This is a genomic window from Bifidobacterium thermophilum, assembly GCF_002846655.1.
Taxonomy (GTDB): domain Bacteria; phylum Actinomycetota; class Actinomycetes; order Actinomycetales; family Bifidobacteriaceae; genus Bifidobacterium; species Bifidobacterium thermophilum.
Window position 1 is genome coordinate 131,263 of record NZ_PCGX01000002.1, and the last position, 26,895, is coordinate 158,157.

11 protein-coding genes are annotated in these 26,895 nt (G+C 60.1%); 6 read left to right on the forward strand and 5 right to left on the reverse strand.

Annotated elements, in window-relative coordinates:
* Positions 1 to 61 precede the first annotated feature (61 nt).
* Entirely contained in the window at positions 62 to 1,939 is a 1,878-nt protein-coding gene (locus tag CQR48_RS01575; protein WP_180335086.1) for a CPBP family intramembrane glutamic endopeptidase, read from the forward strand.
* A gap of 609 nt (positions 1,940 to 2,548) precedes the next feature.
* Here the strand turns inward: CQR48_RS01575 and CQR48_RS01580 are convergent.
* Entirely contained in the window at positions 2,549 to 3,331 is a 783-nt protein-coding gene (locus CQR48_RS01580) for a mechanosensitive ion channel family protein (RefSeq protein WP_033493811.1), read from the reverse strand.
* 294 nt (positions 3,332 to 3,625) lie between these two features.
* On the opposite strand from CQR48_RS01580, the gene CQR48_RS01585 reads away from it, so the two are divergent.
* On the forward strand, positions 3,626 to 5,023 hold the full coding sequence (locus tag CQR48_RS01585; protein WP_033493812.1) for an Mbeg1-like protein: 1,398 nt from the start codon (positions 3,626 to 3,628) through the stop codon (positions 5,021 to 5,023).
* Positions 5,024 to 5,131: 108 nt separating this feature from the next.
* On the opposite strand, the gene CQR48_RS01590 is transcribed toward CQR48_RS01585, so the two are convergent.
* The gene (locus CQR48_RS01590; protein ID WP_029576864.1) at positions 5,132 to 5,773 is read right to left on the reverse strand and encodes a TetR/AcrR family transcriptional regulator; all 642 of its coding nucleotides are present in this window, start codon (positions 5,771 to 5,773) and stop codon (positions 5,132 to 5,134) included.
* A gap of 401 nt (positions 5,774 to 6,174) precedes the next feature.
* Between CQR48_RS01590 and CQR48_RS01595 the strand changes: the two genes are divergently transcribed.
* The 3 genes from CQR48_RS01595 to CQR48_RS01605 all read left to right on the forward strand — a co-directional run bounded on the left by CQR48_RS01595 (position 6,175) and on the right by CQR48_RS01605 (position 20,790).
* Positions 6,175 to 14,997 carry a Cna B-type domain-containing protein gene (locus tag CQR48_RS01595; RefSeq protein ID WP_101451760.1) on the forward strand — a complete coding sequence of 2,941 codons (8,823 nt, stop codon included), beginning with the start codon at positions 6,175 to 6,177 and terminating at the stop codon, positions 14,995 to 14,997.
* The gene (locus tag CQR48_RS01600; RefSeq protein WP_101451761.1) at positions 14,994 to 19,703 is read left to right on the forward strand and encodes an InlB B-repeat-containing protein; all 4,710 of its coding nucleotides are present in this window, start codon (positions 14,994 to 14,996) and stop codon (positions 19,701 to 19,703) included. The genes CQR48_RS01595 and CQR48_RS01600 overlap by 4 nt, the downstream gene beginning before the upstream one ends.
* A gap of 265 nt (positions 19,704 to 19,968) precedes the next feature.
* Positions 19,969 to 20,790 carry a putative ABC transporter permease gene (locus tag CQR48_RS01605; RefSeq protein WP_101451762.1) on the forward strand — a complete coding sequence of 274 codons (822 nt, stop codon included), beginning with the start codon at positions 19,969 to 19,971 and terminating at the stop codon, positions 20,788 to 20,790.
* A 65-nt stretch (positions 20,791 to 20,855) separates the two neighbouring features.
* Here the strand turns inward: CQR48_RS01605 and CQR48_RS01610 are convergent, their stop codons facing one another.
* The 3 genes from CQR48_RS01610 to CQR48_RS01620 all read right to left on the reverse strand — a co-directional run bounded on the left by CQR48_RS01610 (position 20,856) and on the right by CQR48_RS01620 (position 25,592).
* Positions 20,856 to 22,301 carry an aspartate ammonia-lyase gene (locus CQR48_RS01610; protein ID WP_101451785.1) on the reverse strand — a complete coding sequence of 482 codons (1,446 nt, stop codon included), beginning with the start codon at positions 22,299 to 22,301 and terminating at the stop codon, positions 20,856 to 20,858.
* Positions 22,302 to 22,888: 587 nt separating this feature from the next.
* Complete coding sequence (locus CQR48_RS01615) at positions 22,889 to 24,313, reverse strand: MFS transporter (protein WP_244898879.1); 1,425 nt, start codon at positions 24,311 to 24,313, stop codon at positions 22,889 to 22,891.
* A gap of 232 nt (positions 24,314 to 24,545) precedes the next feature.
* A complete protein-coding gene (locus CQR48_RS01620; protein ID WP_371836370.1) occupies positions 24,546 to 25,592 on the reverse strand; it encodes a PfkB family carbohydrate kinase in 1,047 nt (348 codons plus the stop codon).
* A 300-nt stretch (positions 25,593 to 25,892) separates the two neighbouring features.
* Between CQR48_RS01620 and rpmB the strand changes: the two genes are divergently transcribed.
* Positions 25,893 to 26,087, forward strand: a complete 195-nt coding sequence (gene rpmB / locus CQR48_RS01625) for a 50S ribosomal protein L28 (RefSeq protein ID WP_015449820.1) — start codon at positions 25,893 to 25,895, stop codon at positions 26,085 to 26,087.
* The last annotated feature ends 808 nt before the right edge of the window (positions 26,088 to 26,895 follow it).

The window sequence follows — 26,895 nt, forward strand, 5'->3', positions numbered from 1 at the left end:
CCAGTGCTTTGCGGCGAGGGCTGAGCATGTGGACAGTGGTCGTACAACGCAAGGGATGCTCATGACGTGGATGAATGATAACAATCAGCCGGATGACAGCCAGCAAGGTGGCAGCCAACTGGACAGCAGCCGTCAGGACAACAACGGGACAACGGACTCTTGGCAGATGCCGCAGCCGGAACAGACGCCGCAGCAGGAGCCGGTTTCGCAGGAGCAGATGCCGTCTGAGCCGACGGGGCAGCCATATCCGCTCGCCCCGCACCAAGGGCCGGTGAATTCTGCGGCGCCATTCCCGTACGCTGTACCATATGCTGTGCCGCCGCAGTCACCGCAATCGCCGGTGATGCCAGTTGTTCCCGGTCCGCAGCCCATGGCGTATCCTCCGACGATGGGGTATCCGCCAATTCCACAACCCGCTCCGCAGCAGGTTCCTATGGCTCAACCGTACGGGCCGCAATACCGGGCAATGCCACCGCAATACCCTGCTGTGCCGCCGCAGATGCCGCAGTCTGCACCGCAACCGCAATTCCAGACCCTGCCGCCACAACCCCGGCCAGTGCCACAGCCACAACAAGTGCCGCAGGGGCAGCAAGCACCGCAATTCGAGCAGACGCCACAATCCCAGCAAGCGTCACAGGAACAGCAGGCACCACAATCCCAGCAAACCCCGCAGGGTCAGCAGATGCCGCAGTCATCTTTGCCTCCGCAGCAGCCGTCGCCGTCCCCGCAACCGCCCTATCAGCCGGCATACTCTGGATATCCAACGTATCCAACGTATCCGGCATACCCCACGTACCCGCCGTATCTTCCGCAGGTCTTCCCGCCCGCCCAGTTCGCGCAGATGCTTCCCCAGCAGTGGCAGGCATGGTGGCAGGCGAAACGCCGCACACAAGCGGCGAAACACGACTACTCAATCATCGGCTGGGCACTGATACTCATCATCGGCGTGTGGCTGGTCGGCGCGTCCCTCGTGACCGTCGGTGTCGCCTTGTCCCACAATGGTGAAAACATCTCCACCGGTTTGCTTCTTCTGCTGAGTAACCTGCCGTTGTATGCCATCGCGATGCCTCTGTCGTTGCTTGTGTTCCGCAACGTACCGAGGTTGGCGACCAAGCGGTTCGACATGTCGCCCGGCACATTCATCAAGCTGTTCGTCGCCATTGTGCCGATCATGTATATCGGCGCGATTATCGGCAATCTCGTCTCCGCACCGTTTTCAGGCGACGACCAGGATACGCTCGAATCAGCGTTGGCGAACACGGACTATTTCTCCCTGTTTCTGTTGACCTGCGTGTGCGCCCCGATTTTCGAGGAGTGGATCTTCCGCAAGGAAATCATCGACAGAACCCGCAAATACGGAGAAAAGACGGCGATTGTGGTGTCCGCGCTGTGCTTCGGACTGTTCCACGGCAATGTGCGGCAGTTCTTCTACGCATTCGGTCTTGGCTTGATTTTCGGATACATGTATGTGCGCACGTCGAAACTGTGGTATTCGATGCTCATGCATGCGCTGGTTAATCTCAACGGCGGAGTCATTTCGATTTGGGTGACGTCCCAGATCGACGACAAAGCGCTGATGCGCGCAATGGAGCAGTCCAACGATGCTGTGATGCGTGAGGTGCAACGCCAGATGGGCGGACTGATTATCGTCGGTGTCTATGTGCTAATCATGTTGGCGTTGTTCATCGCGGGCATCGTCATTCTTGTGCGCAACCGCAAGCGTTTCGTCTTCTTTGATGCGCCCGAGCAGCTTGAGCAGGGTACCGGCGTGAAGACGGCGCTCGGCAATCCCGGCATGATCGTGTTCCTCGTCGTCGGCATCCTCATGACCATCAGCGCGTTGGTGATGTCGAAGATTCCGGCGGAGGGATCGTTCGGCGTCGATGACGCGGGTTCGGCAACCATCCTGCTACAGATGCTCGGAGCACTGATCGGCTGAGGGTGCCGGCGTTCCGCCTGTGCCCTGTTGGAGTGTTGTTTGAGCTTGGACCGAAGCTCTGCTGGGTTTCCGCAACACCGTTTTCCCGCAGTTTTGATATCGCTGAAATCAATACCGCTGAACCCCGTTGTGTGAGGATTTGCTCACACACTCACCCCTCTCCGACTTGGAAACGACCAATCGAGCTGATGGCACCGTCATTGTGTGAGGATTGGCTCGCACAACGGCTACCGGGACAGCGGGAAACAGCCGTCAGGGCTGACTGAACCGTCATTGTGTGAGGATTCGCTCGCACAATGGGGGTCGTGGTGGTCGCGTTCTGTCGGATTAGCGGGTTCGCGGGTGGTTGTGTGAGGATTGGCTCGCATAGTGACGGGTCGGCGTATGGGTTTGGCTGGTTGGGTGGTGTTTGGGCGTCATTGTGTGAGGATTGGCTCGCACAACGGCTACCGGGACAGCGGGAAACAGTCGTCAGGGCTGACTGAACCGTCATCGTGTGAGGATTCGCTCGCACAACGGGAGGCGTGGTAGTCGTGCTCTGCCGGATTGGCGGGGTCTCAGGTAGTCGTGTGAGGATTTGCTCGCACAACCGGACGGATGCCTTTCAGCTCATTCCCCGGTCGCGGCGCGCTGCTCGAGGAACTCCTCGCCGGCCAACGACCGGACCGCCGCATCTCTCACGGTGGACGCGAAGATGCCGGGCTTGGCGAACACCATGATTTCGCCCTCGACCCCATACGGGGAGAAGCCGGTGAACTTGACAAGCGGCGGGTTCCCGTCCGCCGCATATTCCGCTGTCGCCTTGCCGACTGTGGCGATCATCCGCATGGAGGCGGAATCGAGGTCGGTTCCTGATTTCAGTGTGAACGGCACGGTGACGCACCCCTCGCTCGCTTCGGTCACGCGCTCGAGCGACGAGGTGTTCAGCACCGAATTGGGGATGACGATTTCATCGCCGCTGCGGGCTTTGACCACCGTGTGCCGCCATGTGATGTCTTTGACTACGCCTGTCGTACCGGCGACGGTGACCAAATCACCGGGCTGAATCACTTTGCCCAGCATCAGCCCGAATCCGCCGATGACATTCGCGATGGTGTCTTTCATACCGAGGGAGATCGCGACGCCTCCAACGCCGAGCGCGGTAATCAGCGTGGTCGGATTGATGCCGAACACCGGTTGCAGCACGATGGTCACGGCAATCACCCAAATCAGGACGCGCGCCAGATTGATGAAAATCGAGGCGCTTGGCACTTGCGAGCGGTTGAGCAGCGTGCGCAGCCCCCGGCTGACGAGTTTTGAGATGATGACCGCGGCGACGATGACGGTCGCCAGCCAGATGAGTTTGCCTGCGTTGGCGCTTAGCCACGCGATGATATATTCGACGATGCTCATATTCCCTCGATTCCCGGGTTGCCAACGCCGATGCAGTGCCGATACCGTATCGGATACCGTATCGGATACCGCATAAATCCGGCAGAAACAATCCGGCAAATCAAATCCGTTCCGTTCCCGTTCCAGTATCTTGTATCTTGCGCCATCGCGTCGCGACTGTGCGCCCGTTCGCGGCCGATTCGCACAGAATCAACGAATTGCCGGCGATCGTGTTGCGGGCATGGCTCGCAGAACTGGAAGAATCGCCGCCATGCCTTGTCACGGTGTCGAACGGTTCTCGATTACGATGATGGTATGGGCAACATCGTCGATTATGTGCGCACCGATTTCCGTACCTTCGCCGAGCATCCGTTCTCCGCTGTTGATTCCTTGGTGCTCAGCGAGCTGTCGTATATCCGCTTGCCGCTGGTGGTCCCGGTGTTCGGGGCGGCGCGTTCGATTGACACCATCGCGTTGACAGGATTGTTGCGGGCGGAGGATTTTCCGATGATGTTCGCCGCCGACTCCCAGCAGGTCAACAGCACTCGTCTTGATTTGCTGGTTGCCGTCGCTGAAAGCCCGAGATTCCGCGGCTTGCGCGTGGGCGAGTACATCCAGCGCGACGATGTCGACCGTGAGCAGCAGTTCGCCGCGATGACCTTCGACCTTGGTGATTGCACCGGAATCCGTGGGTTGTTCGGCCCGGGCGGTCTGTTGTATGTCGCCTTCCGCGGCACCGACGGCACGCTGCTCGGCTGGAAAGAGGATTTCAATATGGCGTTCCGCTGCCCAGTCCCGTCGCAGGAGTCGGCGGCGAAGTATCTTTCCTCAATTCTTGACCGGTCGGCGGGCGTGCCCGGCGGCGATGCCCCCGCCGTGATGGTGGGCGGACATTCGAAGGGCGGCAATATGGCGGTGTACGCGTCGGTTCGTATGGCTGCGCGCGATTTGGATGCCATGCAGTGGCTCGCGGATGAATCCGGCGAATCGCAGTTGCCAATGATTGAGGCAACGTCAATGGCGGGCCGCCGGACATCCGACAAGCAGTTGCGCATCGGTAGCGCCGACCCCGGTGACGCCGGTAATATCAGCCGAGGCGTCCAAGACAACCAAAACCTCCCCACTGACAGCACCACCCAACACGTCCAACCCGCCCAACGCAACCGGTATGCCGCGCGTATTTGCCGGGTGTTCTCCCATGACGGTCCGGGATTCCCCAAGCGGCTCGAATCCGCGGCGTTCGATGCGGTGGCGTCGCGCGTGGACAAAACCGTTCCGCAGTCATCGGTCGTCGGCATGCTGATGGATGACGGTCTGCCGCACCGGGTCATCGAAGCCGATGCCGTCGGTATCATGCAGCATCTGGGCATGTCGTGGCAGGTGCAGGATGGCGAGTTCGTCGCAGCGCCCGGATTGTCGGCGACCGCGATGTTCGCTGGCAGCACGGTCAACGCATGGATGCTCGGTATCGACCCGGCTGACCGTCGGAAGGTGATCGACGAACTGTATGTGATTTTCTCAACTCCCGGCTACCGCAGTTTCGGCGAGCTTGCTGAGCATTGGACGACAGCGCTCCCGGTGATTATCGATGCCGCGCGCAAGACGGACCGTGAGACGCGTCGGCTGGTCGCCGGTGTGCTGGCCGCGTTGCCGGCGACGGCTTGGCGCAACTTGCCGCAGGTTCCGCAACTGGTGATTGATTCGCTGCGTTGACGGTTCGCGATAACGAAACGTTCGTCGCGTCGGCAGCCGAGTCTTGGCAGCTGAGTCCAAGTAGCCAAGTCCTGACAGTCAAGCCCCGCCGGCCCTGTGAGCCGCCGACTATTGGATGCGCGGCGCGGCGGACGGGTTGAACACCCGCTTCCAATAGCCAAGCATGTCGGTTTTCGACAGGCTCAGATACATGCTCATCGCCAAGGCGGCGGTATCGTCGTTGAGCAGGTCTTCCGGCTTGATGCGGCCCGACAGTTCCGGCCAGCGCCGCAGAACGCCAAACATGCCGCCGATGGCGAAGTCAAGCATGAGGTCGGTTTTCAAATCCAGTTGCTGCGGGTCGATTTGCAGGATGCTCATCAGGTTGAGCCGCGAGAAGTCCCGCAGGGATGCAAGCAGTTCCGCCGAACCGTGCGGCCCGGTGACCAGGGACAGCCGGTCAAGCCGTTCGCGTTGCTCCGGCGACTGCAAAACATTGGCGACATTTGTCCGCCAAGCTGTTTCCGGGTCGGTGCCTGACTGCGGCAGCGAAACCGGTGTGTTTTCCACCATGTGCAAGATTGCGGCGTCGGCGAGTTCGGGCAGGCCGCTGAAATGGTAGTAGAAGGAGTTGCGGTTGACGTCGGCTTCGCGCACGATGTCGGTGACGGTGATCTTCCGGTATTCGCGTGATGCGAGGAGGTCCCAGAACGCGTTCTCCATGCGCTCCTTGGCGGGAAGGATTTCCGAGTCTCGGCGTGGCCTTGCCATACGTGCCTGCTCCTTTTCTTGGGATTGTGGCGTCCGCTGCACCACAGGTCACCATTGTCGCATTATTGATTGACGTTGCCGAAGATGGGCAAGAGAGGGGGTATTGGTCGCGACGTACTTGGAATCATGGGCGCATCGGTTGCGAACGTATGCAAATCACTGAAATTTCTGTATCATTCGTCAATCGTTGCACCTGAATGCAGTGCAGACATGTTTGCGTAAACAATCGTTTACACGCGCAAGTTTTCGCCCTGTAAACGTCCAACTCCATGATATACTCAGTTTTATATTGAGACACAACGGGGGAATCAACGGGGGTTCCAAGAACAGCCCCGGTTCCCGTTGCGAAATCGTTTGCATGGCGTGGTACCGGTGTGCGGGCGAGACAGAGGAGAAGAGCAATGGTCGCAGTGCATGGTGATCGTATATCCATCCACTCCGTGTGGAGGGCGGCTGTCGCGGCGTTGGTTGCCGCGGCCACGCTGTTCGCCTGCGCGGTCGTGTCGGCGCCGCAGGCGTACGCGGTTGAGCGCGACCTGTCGCAGTATATCGACAAAGACAACACTGTGGTCTCGATCAGCAAGGACAACGGCAGCACATGGGTGCCTTACTCCGAGGACATGTCGGTCAGTTACAACGACAAAATCAGGGTCTCCCTGCACTGGAAGTTCCCGAACACCATTAGGGTTAAGTCAGGTGACACCTTCACCTACAAGCTTCCGCATGGTCTCAAGCTCAATGAAGGTAAGAAGTACGACCTGTACAACAACGGTGCCGTAGACGGTAACTTCGTCATCAACGGCGACACACTTACGGTGACGTATACCAAAGACGAGGGGCAGGACGTCAGCGGTTTCGCCACGGTTGACGCCAATATCGACCAGTCCGCCGATCCCGATGGCACGGGCGGCAAGAAAAGCTTCGAGTTCCCCGGGTATGGGACGCTCACCTTCAACCTGCCGGCGACCGCGAGTGTATCAGCATCGAAGTCAAACGCGAAAACCGTTCCGGGCAATCCGGACAAATTCGATTTCATCGTCACGGTCACGTCCAAAGGCAAGACCAGCGGCGTGACCCTTGACGATTCGATGGGTGAGCTGCTCACCATCGACGAGACGACGCCGGTTATGGTGTATACGGACGCGAACTGCACCCAGCCATATACGGGGACAGTCACCGTCACCGGTAACACCGCGGGCAGCCGCGCGTTCACCACGGTCATCGATAATATGAACAACGGACAGACGCTGTATGTCAAGTACCGTGTGAACGCCGACCGTGACAAAATCTATGATTCGACGACATCCGACAGCAACGACACTGCCGGCAAGCGCACCAACACCGTGTCCTACTCCTGGAACGGAAACACCAATAAGCAGACGACCTCGAACAAGATTGACATCAACAACACGTGGAGTGTCGACAAAACAGGGAATTACGACAAGTCATCGAAGACCGTGACATGGACGGTCGTACTGCGACCGGGCGATTCCGGTGATATCTCCGGTGCAAAACTCAAGGATGCGCTTGGCAAGGGGCTTGAGTCTCCAAGCGGCAACATCACCATGGACTACTACGACGAGGAATGGTGGAACAATCCGGACCAGCACAAGGGCTCGGTGAGCGTCCCCTGGAGTCAGGTTGCCGATGGAAGTTATGCGGTCCCGTCCAGCGCGGCGGGGCATAAGCGGTATGTGCTCACCTACACCACCAAGGTCGACAACCCGCCATCGGACGATCAGGACGCGAAAACATACGACAACACGTTCACCATCACTCCCGCGCATCCGGCAAACGCGAAGGGGCAATCCAAAACCGGCAATGTGACCATCGGCAATACACAGCCGAAGGCGACGGTGTCAAAGCAGTTCTCGAGTGCCTCCGCGCAGGCCGACGGCCGCACGAAGCTCACATGGAAGACCACCGTCACCGCCAACCGCGATCTTACGAACCCGCAATTCGTCGATGTGCTCTCGGCCAATTCAAACACCGGAACACACAGCTTCGATTGCTCGAATATCGGCAGCGCTTTCACGGTCTCGATGCAGGGTGCCTCCGCGCCGCAATACACGGTCTCGAGCTGCGAGGCGGGCAAGGTCGTGCTGGACTTCGGGTCGACCATCCCCGCGGGCGCCACCATGACCATCACATACTCCACCTATGCCAGCGCTGACACGCCCAAAGGCACTACGGAGACGAACACAGCGGCCTTCGCGGGAATCAGCGCCAGCGCCAACTACACCATCCCGAAGAAGGAACAGCCGACGCTGAGCAAGGCGTTCGTGTATTATCCCGACAGCAATCCTTCTGCCGGCAGGCTTCCATGGAGTCTTAAAGTCAGCAATATCGATGCCAGCGCGAAGAAGGTTACCATCACTGATACGCTCCCGCAGGGCTTGAAATACGTGCCCAATTCGGTGAAACTGTCGAACTGCACCGGTCAGGGTGGTGATGTCCAGCAATGCGTAGCGGACAACATCAGTGTGGCAGCCAACGGCAACACCTTGGTGTTCACCTTGAAGAACCCGTCAATCGCATCCGGCAACAACAGTGTGACCATCACCTATACTACGACGTACAGCGATTTCGCCGCCGCGGCGAAGCAAAACACCGAATATGTCAACACCGCCTATCTGACCGTTGATGGCACCCAGTACGCGCCTGTGTCTGCGAATGTGTGGGCACAGCTGTCATCACTGGTGTCGAAGACCGCGGACTACACCGAGGAAACCGCACCGTACGCCAACTACACCATCGATGTCAACCCGGCGGCCATTCCGCTCAACGATGGTAACAAGCTTGTACTTGAGGACACCATCCCGGACAGCCTCGCCCTAGACGTCACATCAGTGAAAATCGCCAGCACATCCGGTTCGGATCTGCCTGGAGCGAGTTACACGTATAACCCTTCGACCCGTCTGCTGACGGTCACCGTACCTGATTCCACCGACGCCAAGGTCACCTACAGGGCCCGAGTGCTGCTCAAGCCCGGCAGCCAGATGAACGTCGACAACACGGCGGTACTCAGAGGGTACAGCGACGGCGGCGGCAAAAGCACGAAATCCCTGAATGGCTCTGTATACCAAGCCAAAGGCGGCACCACGTCGGACCGCTTCACGCTGAGGATCTACAAGTATGCCGACGGCGACACGAACCATGCGCTTCCGGACGCGGAATTCAGCATCTACCAGCTCGAAGTCAGCAATGGCAAGACCACGAAGCAGACCTTGACCGACACTGAGATCACCGACAAGAACGGTACCGTAGCATACGGAGCATTGCTGCCCAACACGGTGTACAAGATCAGTGAGACGAAGGCCCCGACCGGCTACCAGACCGCCAATCCGCTGTATATCGTCTTCCCTGATACCAAAGATGACATCAGCAAGTATCAGAACCAGACAGTGGACGGTCACCAGCTCATCGTCGCTTCTACTTCTGACGGCGTGGCATTGCAAACCTATTCATGGGATTGCGCCGACAAGGAAACGCCTCGATCCTACCCGGTCACCGTCAGCAAGGTCGATGCAACCGATTCCAAGACCAAACTCAAGGGTGCTCGCTTGCAACTGGTCCGTATGGACAATGGCACTGAAGGAACCGTTGCAGACGAATGGACCACTGATGGCAGCAATGACCATGAGGTGAAGCTCACCTCTTCCGGCGAATACCAGCTCAAGGAAGTCAGCGCGCCGCAAGGCTACGATCTCGCCGCTCCGATTGATTTCACTGTCAACTCGGACGGGACGATTGTGCACAACGGCAAGTCCGTCAGCGCGATTGTCATGACGGATACCCCGAAGACCACGTCGGTGAAGGCGACGAAAGTCTGGAACGACAACAACAACCAGGACGGCAAACGCACGGACGCTACCTTCAGTCTGTACCAGAAGGTCGGCGACGGCGCGGAAAGCAAGGTCAGCGGCAAAGACAAGACCGTGCTCGCCAACGCCACCGGCGATGCACTGACGGTCCAATGGACGGGACTTCCACAGTACGAGAACGGCAAGCCTGTCACCTATTCCGTCAAGGAAAGCACCGCGAATACCAATGGGTACAAGACAACGGTCGAGGGCGATTCCTCCAGCGGATACACCTTCACCAACACGTACACACCGCAGACCACCGCGATCAGTGTGCACAAGGTCTGGGAGGACTCGGACAACCAAGACGGTATCAGGCCGAACAATGTCCACGTGGAACTGTATGCAAACGGAGTAGCCACCGGGCGCACCGCGACCATCACCGGTGCCAACAACTGGACGGTCACTTTCTCGGGACTGCCCGTCTATGATTCCGGTAAGGCAATCGCGTACAGCGTGCGTGAGCAGGCCATCAACGGGTATACGACAAAAATCAGCGGAACCGCGGCAAATGGTTACACCATTACCAACAGCCATACGCCGCAGACCGTCACCATCCAAGGTACCAAGACCTGGAACGACGACAACAACCTGACCGGTAGCCGGCCGAAATCCATCACTATCGACCTGTACGCCGATGGGAAGAAAGTTGATTCGCGGGTCGCCACGGCCAGCGGATCATGGCGTTGGGACTTCGGCGAACAGCCTGCCTACAAGGCTGGAGCGCAAATTACCTATACTGTCGCCGAGGAGCCGGTGCCAGGCTATACCGCGCAAATCGACGGGTACAACGTAACCAACACCGTGACCAAGCACGAGGTCAAACTCCTGAAAACCGACGAATCCGGCAATCCGGTCGCCGGGGCGGTAATGCATGTCGCGACCGCGTCAGGCACCCAGGTCGGCGCAAGCTGGACAAGCGGCTCACAAGCCACGCCCATGCAGCTAGCCGCAGGTGACTACCGACTGGTTGAGGACGCCGCGCCTGCAGGATACCAGCTCGCCACGAGTCCTGTCGCATTCACGGTGAACGCGGATGGGACCGTCAGCGTGAATGGCGCCAAAGCAGATTCAGCCACGGTCACGATGTCGGACAAGCTTGACACCATTGACATCACCGGTGCCAAACAGTGGAACGACAACAACAATCATGATGGCCTGCGCCCCGATAGCGTGACCGTCAAGCTGCTCGCCAACGGGCAACCGGCAACGGACACCGCCGGCAAACAGCGCACGGCGGCTGTCACGGCAAACGACAATTGGAAGTTCAGCTTCACCAAACTTCCTCGTGTTGATGCGTCCGGTAAGACGATCGCATACAGCGTGGAGGAGCAGCCGGTTGCCGGATACACCTCCGCAGTCAGCGGCGACGCCACCAGCGGATTCACCATCACCAACACGCATGCCAACGAGACTGTCGATATCAGTGGTGTCAAGCAGTGGAAGAACGATACCGAAGCCACCCGGCCGCAAAGCGTCACGTTGCAGCTCTATGCAAACGGCACGCCGATGCTCGGCGATGATGGCAAGCCGGTCACTGCAACCGCCAGTGCGAGCGACAACTGGAAGTATGCCTTCACCGGTCTGCCCAAATACAACAAGGGCACCGCGGTGAATTACACGGTGGTTGAGACTTCTTCTTCGGCAAGCGACTACGTCGCCGAGGCAGGAACCGCCGACAACGGCTATGCCGTGACCAACACCTATGCGCCCGGCAAGCGTTCGCTCACCGTGACCAAGCAGTGGGTGGATGCTGCAGGTTCGGCGGATTCCGCGAATCGTCCCGACTCGATCAGCGTGCAGCTGTATGCCGACGGCGCTGCCACCGGCTCCCCGGTGAAGCTTGACGCGGACAACGGCTGGGCCTACACCTGGACCGATCTCGACGCGAAGAAGTCCGGCAAGAGCGTCGTATACACCGTCAAGGAAACGCAGGTGCCAGACGGGTATACCGACTCCACTTCTACGTCGGACGATGGCAATGTCGTCACGCTGACGAACACCGCACGCCGGTATGCAGTCACCATCGCGAAAACCGATGGCGATTCGCCGCTCGCCGGTGCCAAACTTCAGATCACCGACGTCAACGGCGTTCCGGTGTCAGGCAGCTTCACCAGTGGCGACTCCGCCACCGTTCACAACTTGTACCCAGGCGACTACCTGCTGACGGAACTGCAAGCCCCCGACGGCTACCAGATCGCCGATGCGATTGCCTTCAACATTGCGGCAGATGGCAAAGTCACCTACACCGGTGCGGACGGCAGCAAGAAGACCGCCAATAACGGCACCTTGACCATGGTTGACAAGTCCCAGACCACCAGCATCACCGGCAAGAAGGTCTGGAACGACGACGCCGACCAGGCGGGCAAGCGCCCATCCGCCATCACCGTCGACCTGCTTGCCAACGGGAAGGCCGCCACGAAGAACGGCAAGCCCGTCACGGCAAGCGTGAGCGCTGAGACAGGCTGGGCATTCAGCTTCGACGATCTGCCCGTTATGGCCAACGGGTCGGCAGTCACCTACACGGTCAAGGAAGAGCAGGTGACGGGATATACCGCCGACATCAGTGGTGACGCTGCAAACGGTTTCACCCTCACCAACACCATTGACCGGCATACCGTCAAACTCGCCAAAACGGACGAAAACGGAGCAGCGCTGGCAGGCGCGACCATGCGACTGACCGACCCGAATGGCGTCGATGTCGTCCAACCGTGGATTTCAGGCGGGCAGCCTTACGAAACCGAGCTGGCCGACGGGTCCTATGTGCTCACCGAAGCACAGGCGCCAGCACATTATGACATCGCCGAATCCATCCCGTTCAAGGTCAGCGGTGGCAAGGTGATCATCGGTGGCGAAGAACAAGACCAAGCCACGGTCACCATGCGTGACGAGCGCAGCCGCTTCCAAGTCAATATTGACAAGGCCAACGTGGCGGGTACGCGCGTGGAAGGCGCCGTCCTCGAAGTGACCACCTCAGACGGCAAGACCACTCTCGCCCAGTGGACCACGGATGGCGAAAACGCGCACGCGCTGACCCTCGAACCGGGCGATTACCGACTCGTGGAGACCCAGGCACCAGCCTCCGGCATGTACGCGAGCATCGACCCGATTAACTTCACCGTAGGCGATGACGGCACCCTGACTGTGACTGACAGCGACGGCACCCGCACGCTCGGCGGCAACACGATTACCGCGGTGGACAAGTACGCCAGCCACAAGGTGACGGTCTCCAAGAAGAGCCTGACCGAAGGAATCGGCGAAATCGCCGGTGCACAGCTCGAAATCAGTGGTGTGAACCTTGATGGTGAATCCGTTGAAGACCAGTGGACTTCGCAGCAGGGCAAGGACCATTCGACCGAGCTCAAGCCGGGAAGCTATACGCTTCGGGAAACCGCGGCCCCTGCGGGGTACACGGTCGCAGACCCCATCGATTTCACTGTTACGACCGGTGGCGCGCTCGAAATCAACGGCGAACGCCAGTACGGCCGGACCCTGGAAATGGTTGACGAACCGGCGACCACGCCAGTCACTTTGAGCAAGGTCGGCAGCGACAACGTGTCGCGCGAACTGGCTGGGGCGAGCTTGACGGTCACCGGCACGACCTTTGAAGGCGCCTCGTACAAGCACACGTGGACGTCCAAAGGCGATGGGCCGCTCGTGTTGCAGCTGCCCAACGGCACCTACACGATGAGTGAAACCAAGGCGCCGGACGGCTATGAACCTGCCGATCCGATTGATTTCACCGTCAATGCTGGAGTCGTCACCATCAATGGGCAACCGATGTCCGACGATACTGTGCAGATGCAGGATACGGCGGTTTCCAAGACCGCAGTGACCGCAATCAAGCAGTGGTCCGACGGCAATAACCGCGATGGCAAGCGTGCTGCGAGCGTCAAGATGGTGCTCAAGGCGAACGGCAAGACCGCCACAACGGGCAACGGTCTGGTTTCGGACGCCGACAGCGTACGCACGTTGAGCGCCGCGAACAACTGGTCGACCACATGGTCCGGCCTCACGCAAACTGACGCCAAGGGTAAGACCATCCGCTACACAGTCGAGGAAATCACCTTCGACAGCGCCAACTACCACGAGAGCACGCGTCGTGTGCCCCAGTCGGACGGTGTGCGGATTTACGTGACCAATATCCACCAGCCGGACACGGTCGCCATCAGCGGCACGAAGGTTTGGAACGACAATGACAACGCCGACGGCGTGCGCCCCGACCACATCGATGTCGTGCTGTACGGCAACGGGTCGCCGATGGTGACCACAGCCATCACTCCGGATGCCAACGGCAACTGGAAGTGGACCTTCGAAGGCATGCCGAAGAACGACAGCAACGGCAAGCCGATCGTCTACACGATGGCTGAAAAGCCGGTCGACGGGTACACGTCCTCCGTCGGCGGCGATGCGAAGCGCGGGTTCACCATCACGAATACACGCTCGCAGAACACCACCGACATCACCGTGAACAAGGTGTGGAACGACGATGACGATACCGCCCAGTTGCGGCCTGACGCCATCCGCGTGCAGCTGTACGCCAACGGCCGGCAGGTCGGTCGTTCGGTTCGGCTCACCGCGAAGGACGGATGGGTCCATACCTGGACCGCGTTGCCGGTGAATATCGACGGCCAGCCGGTCGTATACACCGTGAAGGAACTCGGCCGCGTGGAAGGGTACGCTAAGCCCGACATCACGGATACCGCAAACGGAGGGTTCACCATCACCAACACCATCGAACGGCATACGGTGAAGCTGAACAAGGCGGATGCGCTGGACAACAGCGTTCGTCTTGACGGCGCCACGTTGGCCGTCACCACGATGGACGGCAAGAGCGTCAAGGACGCCGACGGCAGCGACCTGACTTGGGTCACCGACGCCGACAAGCCTCGTGAGGCGTCCCTGTCTCCGGGTGACTACCTGTTGCATGAGGTCAAGGCGCCGAAGGGCTATCAGCTGACCGGTGACGTGTACTTCCAGGTGAAGGATGACGGGACCATCGACGCGCCGACCGCAGGGTCCGACGGCGTGGTGCTGATCAGCGATCTGAAATCCACTGTCCCACCGGTCATTCCTCCGGTGACGCCGCCGATTACCCCGCCGGTGACCCCGCCGACTACACCGCCAACCACCCCGCCGTCGACTCCGCCGACAATCACTCCGCCGACGCCAGGAACGACAACCACGTCAACGCAACGTCAGGAACAGCGGCTCGCGCAGACCGGTACCGCAATCATCTTGACTGTGGTGTCCGCTGCCCTGCTGGCAATGTGCGGCACCATGCTCATGGTTCTGCGTCGGCGTCGTGAGGGCGATGCGACGAGACACGGTCACGCGCAAACTTCGAGGAGGCAAGCATGAACGCCTACGGACAAACACCGCGACATGGTAATGTGTCGGCGCTCCGGCGCCTGTGGATGCGCCAGTGGCATACGGTGGCAAGGGGAGCGGTCGCCGTGGCGGCCTGTGCGGCGTTGACCGCGGTCGGACTGGTGGGGCAGCCCACCATCGCCGCGGCCAACGCGGCCTCGGCCCCCAAGAGGGCCCCGCAAAGCGATGTCACCGTCGTCGCGTTCCAGCAGTCGTGGAACACCATCGCCAAGGAGTGCACAGAAACCTACGGGCCTGAAGGTGTGGGGTATATCCAGGTCTCCCCGCCCGAGGAATCCATCCAAGGCACACAATGGTGGACCGCCTACCAGCCGGTCAGTTACCGTCTCGACTCCAAGTTCGGAACCGAGGCCGAATTCAAGTCGATGATCCAGCAGTGCAATGCGGCCGGTGTCAGCATCGCCGCCGACGCGGTGCTCAACCATACGACCGGCGCCGACGTAGCTCTGGTCAACGACCAGCAGGGCGTTGCCGGCTCCGCCTACAACGGCAGCTACGGGCGCTATCCCGCCATGGGTGACGGCTTCTACCGGTACAAGGAAAACGGTAACGGCCACCAATACGGCCTGACCACCGACGACTTCCACAACTGCACCGATACTATCGCCGATTACACCAACGCCGACCAGGTGCGCAACTGCCGCCTGTCGACCATGTGGGACCTCAACACCGGTTCGGAGCACGTCCAGAACATCCAGGCGGATTATCTCGCCCGACTTTGGCAGGATGGCGTGCGCGCGTACCGTATCGATTCCGCCAAGCATATCGACCCGTCGGATCTGGCTGCAATCAAGGCGAAACTGGCCAAGAAGATCGGTGTCGCCGCAGCGGACATCCCCTGGGTGCAGGAAGTCATCTATCACGAAGGCGAAGCCGACGCGCTGAACCCGAAGAATTACCTGCGCAACGGCAAAGTCATCGAATTCAGCTACGCTTACCAGCTCAAGCAGGACTTCGCCAGTTCGGTGGCCAAGCTCAAGAACATATCGAAAGGCCTTACGCCGTCCTCGAGTGCCAACGTGTTCGTCAGCAACTGGGATACCGAACGCTCTGACGAAACACTTACCCCAGCTTCGGGCGCACGATACGAGCTTGCGAACGCATTCCTGCTCGCCAACGACTACGGCTCGCCGAAACTCATGTCCTCCTACTGGTACGGCAGTGACGCCGCAGCCGGACCATCCGGCGCGACCGACACGACGGTACCGGATGTCGATATGAACACCGCGTGCAAGGCGGCCACAGGCAATGCCTCCGACCGCTGGCAGGACGGACAGTGGCTGTGCCAGCAACGCTGGACGTCAGTGCGTGGCATGATCGGCTTCCATAACGCGGTTCAAGGCACGAGCGTGGCCAACTGGCAGAACGACGGCGACAACAATATCGGTTTCGCGCGCAGCTCGAACGGCCAAGACCAAGGCTTCTTCGCGATTAACAACACCCTGCAGGCGCATCATGTCAGCTACAGCACGAATCTGCCGGACGGCGACTACTGCAACGTGTACGCTTCGCAGGATTGCTCCGTGCGTGTCACAGTGAAGGGCGGCAATCTCGACACGACCATCGGCGCCCGCAGTGCGGTTGCCATCTACGCCGGTGCAACGCCATCCGCCTGGGTGAACAGCTCCACGGGTGCGACGGATGCCTCCGACCCCGGATACCAAGACACCGCGGACGGCTCGAAGGTCGCTGACCGTTCGCTCACCGTCTACTACCGGGTGGACAAGAACTGGGGCAACGTCAATCTGTACTATTCGCTCGGCGGTTCCGACGCTACAAAGACCTTAGCTATGCGACAGGTTTCCGGTTATGACGGCTGGTACAGCGTGACCATCGCCGATGCCGGATTGAGTGGTGTGTCCTTCCACTTCGGCAACGGTTCTGGTGCGTATGACTGGCTCAACGGCAAGGAAGGAACGTCTTATCAGGCCGAGGCGGGCACGACCGTCATCGCCGTCCAAGGCCACCAGCCGAGCCTTGGGATGCCTTTCGCTACGAAGGGCGAGAACAAGACCCGCTTCACACTGCACGTCTCCGCTGATATCAATGCGACGCACGCGGAAGTGTGGGGAACGGATAAAACCGGCAAGACGCTTGCCAAGAAGAGCTACGCGTTCACAGGAACCGATTCCTTCGGCAACGTACTTACCCATGAATTCGCCGGCGACTACGCGGCCTTCAGCTTCCGCCTGACCGATGATTCAGGCGCAACCGTCATCGGCGGCGACTATTCGGCTGCGGCGCTCGACCATGTCAGCGGTGCCGTCGAGGCATGGGTGGATTCCAACGATCCGTCCAAGGCGTTCACCAGTTCGCCTGCGGCACGCACGGAAACCACAATTCCTACGGCCAACGACCAGAAGAATCCGAAGAACCTGCACGTGATCATCCACTACCAGCGTGCTGACGGGCAGTACCAGCAGTACAACCTGGATGATGACACATGGCAGGGCTGGGACGTGTGGTCTTGGCAGTACAACTCGGCAGGTAGCTCGTACGCGTTCGCCGACCATGATGATTTCGGTGAAATCGCGTCCTTCGACCTGAACTCCGCGAGCGGCGTGCGTGACGTTGAATTTCTGCTGCGAAAGGGCGGTAACGCCTGGCTTGCCAAGGATCCGGACAACTCCTCGAATCGTCAGATTCCCGAATCCCTGCTCAGCGTCGCCGACAGCGAGAACGGAACCGCGGAATTCTGGGTTGTCAGCGGCGACCCGACCCTCTACGCCTATCGTCCGACCACACATCTGGTCACCTTCGACGGCAACGGGGGAGAGCCCACGACCCGCGTGTCGGTAGCGGACCGGGCCTCGCAGGTGGGCACCGGCATCGCCGCGCCATCGGCACTTACCAGAACAGGCTACGTGTTCAGCAAGTGGACCTCCGACAAAGCTGGCAAGCAAGCCTATGACTTCGGCACGCCGGTCACCGACGATATGACCTTGTACGCGCAGTGGGATCCCGCATATACCGTCAATTTCGACAATGACGGATACGATTACCAGCCGTACACCGTGCAGCAGGGGAGCACCGCCACCAAGCCTGCGCAGGACCCGACGCGTGAAGGATTCCTCTTCGACGGCTGGTATGCGGACGCGGGGCGGACTACCCCGTTCGACTTCACCAAACCGTTGACTTCAGACGTCACTCTGTATGCGGGCTGGAAGAGCACGAACCATACGGTGGCCTTCGATTCGCAAGGTGGCAGCCCTGTCGCGCCGCAGACCGTCGTCGAAGGCAAGGCGACAACGGCACCGGCCGCACCGACCCGCAGCGGATACACCTTCGGCGGATGGTTCACCGACCCGCAAGGCGCGCAATCCTACAACTTTGCAGCCCCGGTGACCGGGGACCTCACCCTGTACGCCCTGTGGGTGGACAACGCGAGCCTGCCGCACAGCGTGACCTTCCACGCGAACGACGGTACCCAGAACACCAGCTGGATTAGGGTACCCGCAGGCTCGACGGTGCAAGCCCCGAACCCCGGCCCGACCCGTCAAGACTACCGGTTCACTTTCTGGTCGCTTGATGCTGCTGGCACCCAACCCTACGATTTCAGCACACCAGTGAACACCGACCTTGATCTGTATGCACAATGGGCCGGCATGCATACGGTGAGCTTCGACACTGGCACTGATGCGGGCATCGACCCGCAGCAGGTGTCCGACGGCGCAACCGTCGCCCGTCCGACGGATCCGACGCGTGACGGATATACCTTCACCGGCTGGTCGACTGATAAGGCTGGCAAGAACGTGTTCGACTTCAATACGCCGGTCACATCGGATTTGACACTGGTCGCGCAGTGGGCCGCGAAGCAGCAGACTGTGACGTATGATGCGCAAGGCGGTTCGGCGGTGGCAGACCAGCAGGTGGCCTATGGCTCGTCTGTCGCCCGCCCCGGCGAACCGACGCGTGACGGGTACGTGTTCGAAGGCTGGAGCACACAGACTGATGATCCAGATGGGTCGCATATCTACGATTTCAACGCTCCAGTCACCGGTGATGTCATCTTGTATGCGCTGTGGGCGCCGCAGGAGGCATCCGTGGCAGCCAGCAAGGTGGAAATCGTCATGCATGTCTATGAGGACGTGACCTACCGCGAACATGTGCGTAACGGGCGCAAGGCTGTCAAACCGGTGGATCCGATTCGTTCTGGGTACACGTTCACCGGCTGGACGACCGACAAGGCCGGCAAGAAGCCGTACGACTTCACGGCACCGGTAGCCGCGCCGCTGAGCCTGTACGCTCAATGGTCCAAGAACCCGGATTCCGGTTCATCATCGGATAACGGTGGTGAAACGGGCGGCAAGACGGATGGCGGTACAACGAATGGTGGTGCCACGGATGGGTCTGGATCTGACTCAGGGCAGACCGATGGTAACGGATCCGGTTCAACTGGAACCGCATCCGGTGGCGCAACCTCAGGAGGCACTGCTCCAAGCGCCTCTGGTGTGACCGCTGGTGGTTCGGTGAATCTGGCTCCGGCGGGTGCCGGTACGCAAGGCGGCAACCAGACGACCGGGCCCGCATCGGCCGGCGGCAAGCTCGCCAAGACTGGTGTCGGTGCGGTCACTGTACTGGCGGCGGCACTGGTATTCGCCGGGCTCGGTACCATGCTGCGCGCTGACAAGGCGAAGCATCGTCGGCCTGCAGGTGGACGCCATACCCGCCACTGATTGGCCGGTGGTTGACCTGTGGTTAGCCAGCGGCTCGGCCTGACCGGTTCGATGACAGACTAGTGCCCGGTAATACGCGAGGTATCACCGGGCACTAGTCTGTCCAATCGACATTGTCGTGTGCGTGGCCGGCGTGCCCGAGCGCCATCAGGTCATTTCCCGTGCAATACCGCCAATCAGCGTGCGGGCAGCTAGACTGGAATACGTTTGCATGAGTGCTCGCGACCGTACGCGAAGCAGGCTCGTTTCAGGAAAGGCAGGCGGCATGCAGGTATTGGAATTCGTGGAGCGGCTGTTCCTGACATGGGCGTTGTACAGCTGTATCGGCTGGATTTGGGAGACCGGGCTGTCAATCGTCGTGCGCCGTCGTTTCGTCGACAGGGGTGTTCTGATCGGACCGCTGTGCCCGATTTACGGTTTCGGAGCGCTGCTGGTACTGTTCCTGCTCAACGATGTGACCAATCCCGTCGCGTTGTTCCTCAGCAGCGGCGTTGTCGCATGTACGTTGGAATACATCTCCTCATACGTCATCGAAAAGCTGCATCACGTCAGATTATGGGATTACAGCAACAAGCCGTTCAATATCAACGGCCGCGTATACCTCAACGGCTTCATTGCGTTCGGAGCCGGTGCGACGCTGGTCAAACTCTTCGTGCAACCATGGTTCATGGGGATTGTCCGTCAGTGGACGCCGCTGGCCTTGCATATAGTATGCGGCGTCATCGCGGTGCTGCTCATTGTGGACGTCTCGTTGACCGCGGCATACTCGTGGAGCTTCGACACCAAGCTCAAACGCATCAGCGAAGATGTCAATGCGGTGCATGCCGAACAGGTCGCGAATCTTGACGAGAAGGTGGTCACGGCGAGTGAGCGTTTCGAGGAACGCAGGCGCGCTGTGCTCGATTCGCATGTGTCGCATACGCTCAATTGGCAACAGCGACGGTTGATGCAGGCGTTCCCCGCCATGCGTTCAGTGCGCGACAATGCGATCATCGACCAGCTGCGCGAGAGCATGGAAGGGTTGCGTTCCGGCCGTCGGACGCGCGATACACAGCATGACAGCGATGAATCGCGCGTCGACAAGTAAACCAAGTAACGCTTGCGGGCAGGGCGTCCCGTCGAAACCCCCGTGCAGCGCGAAGCCCAGAGTCGTCAGGCTTGCGCGCCGCCCTGTTCACGGCATGTCTGGCCCAAACGGCGGGACAAGGTGATCGGGTCAAGCAGTTGGTCGAGACGGCCGTCGGGCATGTCGGTGCGCTCGCCGGCGACTTCGCGGACCGTGCGCCTGGTACGCAACGCCTCTTTGGCAATGGCTGCGGCACGCTCATAGCCGATTTCGCTGTTGAGCGAAGCCGAGATAGACGGCGATTCGGCGGCGAACTGGCGCCCCTGCTCGAGGTTGACGGTGATGCCGTCCACGCAGTTGAGGCGGAAGGTGCGCATCGCATTGCCCAGCAGGCGGATGCCTTCGAGCAGCGTATGCACGGCGACCGGTTCGAAGGCATTGAGCTGCAGCTGGCCTTCGGCGCACGCCCAGTTGACGGTCGTGTCCATGCCGAACACGGTGAAGCAGCACTGGTCCACGCACTCTGGGATTACAGGGTTCACCTTGCCTGGCATAATGCTCGAGCCAGCCTGGCGCGGGGGCACGTTGATGTCGTTGAATCCGCAGCGTGGGCCGGAGTTGAGCAGACGCAGGTCGTCCGCCGCCTTCTTCAGGTGCACCGCGAGGTTTTTCAGCGCGGACGACGTGTTGACGAACGCGCTCATATCGCTGGTTGCGGCGATCGGGTCGGGCGCTGCGGTCACCGGATAACCGGTGATTTCACCGAGATGCTCGATTGCGGACTTGCGGAAGCGGATATCCGCGCAGATGCCGGTGCCGATGGCGGTACCACCCAGGTTCATCACCGCGAGTTCAGGCTCCAGCTTGTCGAGGGATGCCTTGTCGGCCTTGAAATACGAGGCGAAGGCGTGGAATTCCTGACCGTAGGTCATCGGGACCGCGTCCTGGAGCTGCGTGCGACCGATGGTCACATCGTTGATGTGCTTGTCGGCGAGCTTGTGGAAGGCGCGGGCGAGCAGCCGGCATTCCTCAATCATTGGCTTGAGTGCGGTGATCAGGGCGAGACGGCATGCGGCCGGGTACGTGTCGTTCGTGGATTGCGACTTGTTCACGTGGTCGTTCGGGTGGATGTACCCGTAGTCGCCGCGCTGGTGGCCGGCGAGTTCGAGCGCGCGGTTGGCGATGACCTCGTTCATGTTCATATTCGTCGAGGTGCCGGCGCCGCCCTGGCGTACGTCCACGGGGAACTGGTCGGCGAGCTCGCCGGCTTCGATGTCACGGCATGCCTGCCGGATGAGTTCGGCGCGCATCGGGTCGATCAGGCCGAGCTCCTCGTTGGCGTCCACGCAGGCGCGTTTGACTTGTGCATACCCGGCGATGAGTTCCGGATGCCTGCTGATGGGCGTGTCGGAAACAGGGAAGTTCTGGATGGCGCGCTGCACGTTGATGCCCCAGTACACATTCGCCGGGACCGGCATTTCGCCGAGGGAATCGTGCTCGATGCGCGCGGGGCCGCTGAACGGCAACGGCATATGGGATACTGTCGCGTCGCGGGGGTCGCGCAGTTGTTCTGTCGCGTCCTCGCTGACCGCCGCTGCGGCGGCTTTCGCGTCGGCGTCGTAGTCGATGCCTTTCGCGGTCGTGATGTCGCCTGCGGCGGCATCCGTGATGTCAATGGTGTCGTTGCTGGTAGCTGCTGTATCCATGGTTTCACCCTAGGCTTTCTTCGTTACCTATGATGCCGCATCGTAACACGACACGCTTGAAGCTGAAACTAGGCGGAAACGTGTCCGGGTGCAGGTGGCCGGTGGGGGGTCGATGTCGCGCATTTGACGGGAGTTACGCGAATCCGGTAGTCAACCTTATGCAAATCTGGAAGTGAGAGTTATGCAGATTCGGTAGTGAAAGTTATGCAAATCTGGTAGTCAAAGTCATGCAGATCCGGTAGAGGGAGGGCAGAAACGTTGGAATATGGCCGATTTCAGATGAGAACGAATCGTTGGAAAAGGTGCTGTAATTATGGGAATCCGGCTGTCTCATCGAAGCATTCGGACTCCGAAGAGACAGCCGGCTAGGCAGCCGGATTCGTGAATCCGCCAAACGGTGGTATTGACGTGCGTTATGCCGCGGTCTCGCTTGCGGTAGCCGAATCGCGCTGCAAGATGAGGAGCACGAGCGCCACGGCGAGCAGCAGGCCGATCGACAGCACGCCGAGTGACGGATTGCCGGTGATTGACGTGGTCGCCGCGACGATGAAGGTGCCGAGAATGCTTGCGGTCTTGCCGAAGATATCGTAGAACCCGTAGTATTCGTTGGCGTGCGACTTGGGGATGATCTTGCCGTAATATGAACGGCTGAGCGCCTGGATGCCGCCCTGGAACATGCTGACCAGAATCGCGAGAATCCAGAATTCGGTGGCCGAACGCAGGAAGAACGCGGCGAAACAGACAATGCCGAGGTAGGCGATGACCGCGGCCATGATCATCGGCTTGCACCCGAACCGCTTGGCGAGCCGGCCGTAGGCGATGGCGCACGGGAAGGCGACGAATTGCGTGACCAGCAGGGCGAGCACCAGCTGCGTGGAATCGATGCCGAGCTGGGTCCCGTACGAGGTGCTCATCGAGATAATCGTGTTGACGGCGTCGATGTAGAAGAAGAACGCGATCATGAACATCCACAGCGGCTTGTTGCGCGAGATCTCGCGGAAGGTGTGGCCCAACTCGGCGAAGGTGCCGCGCACGGCGTCGTGCATATAGTCGGCGGTTTCACGGTAATGGGTCTGGTGGTAGCCGCTGATCAGCGGGATTGTGAACGCGGTCCACCACAGGGCGGTGATGACGAAACTGGCGCGTGTACAGGCCGTGGTGCTCCAGCCGAATGCCGACGGACCGGCGAAAATCAGCGCGATGCAAGCGATGAACGGGATGGTGGAGCCGACATATCCCCATCCATAGCCGTGCGAGGAGACTTGGTCCATGCGGTCGTTGGTGGTGGTGTCGATGAGCATGGAATCGTAGAAGGTGAGCGAACCGTTGAGCCCGATGGTGGCAAGCATGCATACCGCGAGGAACGCAATCCAGCCCAGCGGCAGTGCCATCGCGCAGCAGGCGAGGACGCCGGTGCCGAAGAAGCCGATGAAGAATCTGATCTTCATGCCCTGCACGTCGGCGATGGAGCCCAGAATCGGCATAAGCAGCGCGATGATGAGGGATGCTATGGTCTGCATGTACCCCCAAGTGGACACGATGTTGGATTCGCCGGCGGCTTTGAGCAGGGAGTTCGCGTAGATGGGGATGACGGCGGTGGACAGCAGAACGAATGCGGAATTGCCGACGTCGTACAGGATCCACTGCTTTTCGCGGTGGTTGAAGTGGTTGGTGGTGGCGGCTTGGTCGGTGGCGGCTTGGTTGGCGGCGGCGTTGGAAGCGATGCCGATGATGCCATCCGTCGCGTTGCTGTTGGTTGGTGTGATGAGTGCGGTGGGCGTAGTCGGCACGGTCGCCGATTTGGCCGGTCGTTGCGCGGTGTCAAGAATATTGGTCATGGGGACTCCCGTCTGTCTACCAGAAGGGTATGTTTGCGCAAACAACAGATGGGGTGTAACAGATGAACTACCCATGAACAATGGGTGATTTTCTCGGGTGGCAGGTGACGAGGCGCGATTGGTGATGAGATGCGACCGGTGGTGGGAGATGGCTGGTCAGAGGGGACACCGGTGACGGAAGGCGCCAGGGTTGGCGGCGTCTGTCGTCACCGGTACTGCCGTGAAACCGCCGCTACGCTTGCGCGGAGGTGTCTGTGTCCCCTTCATGCTGTTTGATCAGCGCGATCGCATCCTCGACGGGCGGGCAGTCGGGCACGCCTGCCTTGTTGTTGCTGATGGCAATCGAGGCGGCCGCGTTGGCGATCCGCACCGCGTCAAACAGCGACCAACCTTGGGCGAGCATCGCGCACATCACGCCGGTGTGGCATGATCCGGCGGAACGCGTATGCGTCGATTTCACGGGGAAGCCCTCGAGGTGGATCACTTCGCTGCCGGGTACGCGCACCCACGCACCTCGCGCGCCGGCGCGCAGCACCAGCGGGGCGCGCAACGTGGTGCCGAGCGCGTCGCACAGTGTGGTCATCGCGTCATCGAATCCGCCGCCGATGGTCAGTTCGGCATCATCCGTCGGCGGAATGCCGAGCCGCTCGGCGAGTGTGTTGGCTTCCTGGCGGTTACATGACCATGTCGGGCGGCATAGCACGGTGTCCTCAATCAGGTGGTCGCTGACCAGATGCAGGGAATTCGTAGGATTGAGCACGATTGTGTACGGGCGCTGCTCGGGATTCGCACCGGCACGATGCAGAAATCCTTCAATGCCGGCCGCCGAGTGGTCCATCAAGGTATTCCCGCTGATATGGACGACATCGCCTGCCTCAGGCTCAATCGCGTCGAAGGTGCGCTCGTCGCCTTGCGCTTCGGCGCCGTACGTCGCGATGAAGGTTTTGTGTGATCCGTCGTTGAGCACCAGTCGGAATCCGGAGTCCTTGTCAAGCCGGTCACCGCCGATGTGCTGGATGCCATTCGCCTCGAATTCGTCGCGGATTACGGACGACCACAGTCCCGTGCCGACGATACCCGCGTGTTTGGCGGGCGATCCCGACCGCGCGGCTGCCTGCAACACGCGGAAACTCCCGCCCACCGACGGCGTCACCGAATCGGCGACGGCGAATCCGCCCGGCTGTGGAAGTTCTCCAACGCCCATCATGATGTCGACCCATACCTGGCCGAGCGAAATCACCGATGCTGCGCTCTGCTCCGGCTTGCGCGAGTTGAGGATATCGTGAAGCATACAACCTCCTGACTCATCCTTGTGCGATGCGTATGCGAGGCAACCGAGGCAACGTGGTTGCCGCAGACTCTCACATTCTATCGGTATTTCTGGGATTATTGTGGAGGTTGAAGTTAGACATGTTGCTTGAAAATGCCGGGATTTCGCTGCTATCCACGAATGCGGCACGCAGGTTTGCACTTGATCGGATTTGGTTGTAGTCTTGTGTAGTTGTGTGTTCGGCGGACGCATATGCGGCGGTCGGGCAGACACGACTTGCAAGTCAAAGAAATGTATAGGGAGTCCATCATGGCAGCTCGTTGCGCAGTGTGCGGCAAGGGACCGCAAACCGGTTTCACCGTGTCGCATTCGCATATTCGCAATAAGCGCACCTTCCGTCCGAACCTGCAGCCCGTCCGCACTACCATTGACGGTCAGAATGTCCGCCTGCGCGTGTGCGTGAAATGCATCAAGGCTGGCAAGGTTCAGCGTGTGGCCGCGTGAATCGCGAATGAAGAAACAAGACCCCGGAACTTCAGTTTCCGGGGTTTTTGCTTTTCTGGTGGCGCTGGGTTGGTGGTGATGCCCCGGATTGACGCGGGGGATTATCGTTGCACAGGCTTGCGTGTGATGATGTCCAGGACGGTGGTGTGGGAGTTTGTCGGAAAATCGGTGGGCTGGGGGTGATGTCCTGAATTTCCCGGGAGTTTATCGCGGATGCGTGGATTTGCCGCTGTTCTCCCGGTCTCGGCTTGTTGGTCGGTTTTTCTGAATCGCGGATTTCCAACGTTCCTGTTGGGAGATTATCCGCAGAGTGCCTGATTCGTGCAGAACTCCCGTGTCCTGTGCGGGAGTTTATGCGCGTTTCGTGCGGATCCGGCACTTCTCCCGGGAGCATTTCGTCCTCCGGGTGCTTTCCCGACCGACAAGCCGCGGACGATTCAGTGGCTCACCGGTAAGGGGCATCCTTGGACCATGACACTATGACACGCTTACCGCACAACGCCGACGGGGATGAGCGGTAATATCTGTGATTCCTACATGCCTATCTGCCTGCTGTGAGATTGGGCTGTCGCGCGGCGGTGAGATATCGACGGTTTCCGATGGCTGGTGGGGACTATCTGTCTGTGGTGCGATTGGGGTGTCGCACGGCGTTGGGATTGTCGTTGGCTCGCCCCGAGAAGTCGGGACTATCTGTCTGCTGTGCGACTGCGTTGTCACACTGTGACAGGGTGTCGACGGTTATCGGCGGGTGGTGGGGACTATCTGCCTGCTGTGCGACTCCGTCATCGCACGACAGGCGGGTTCCGTC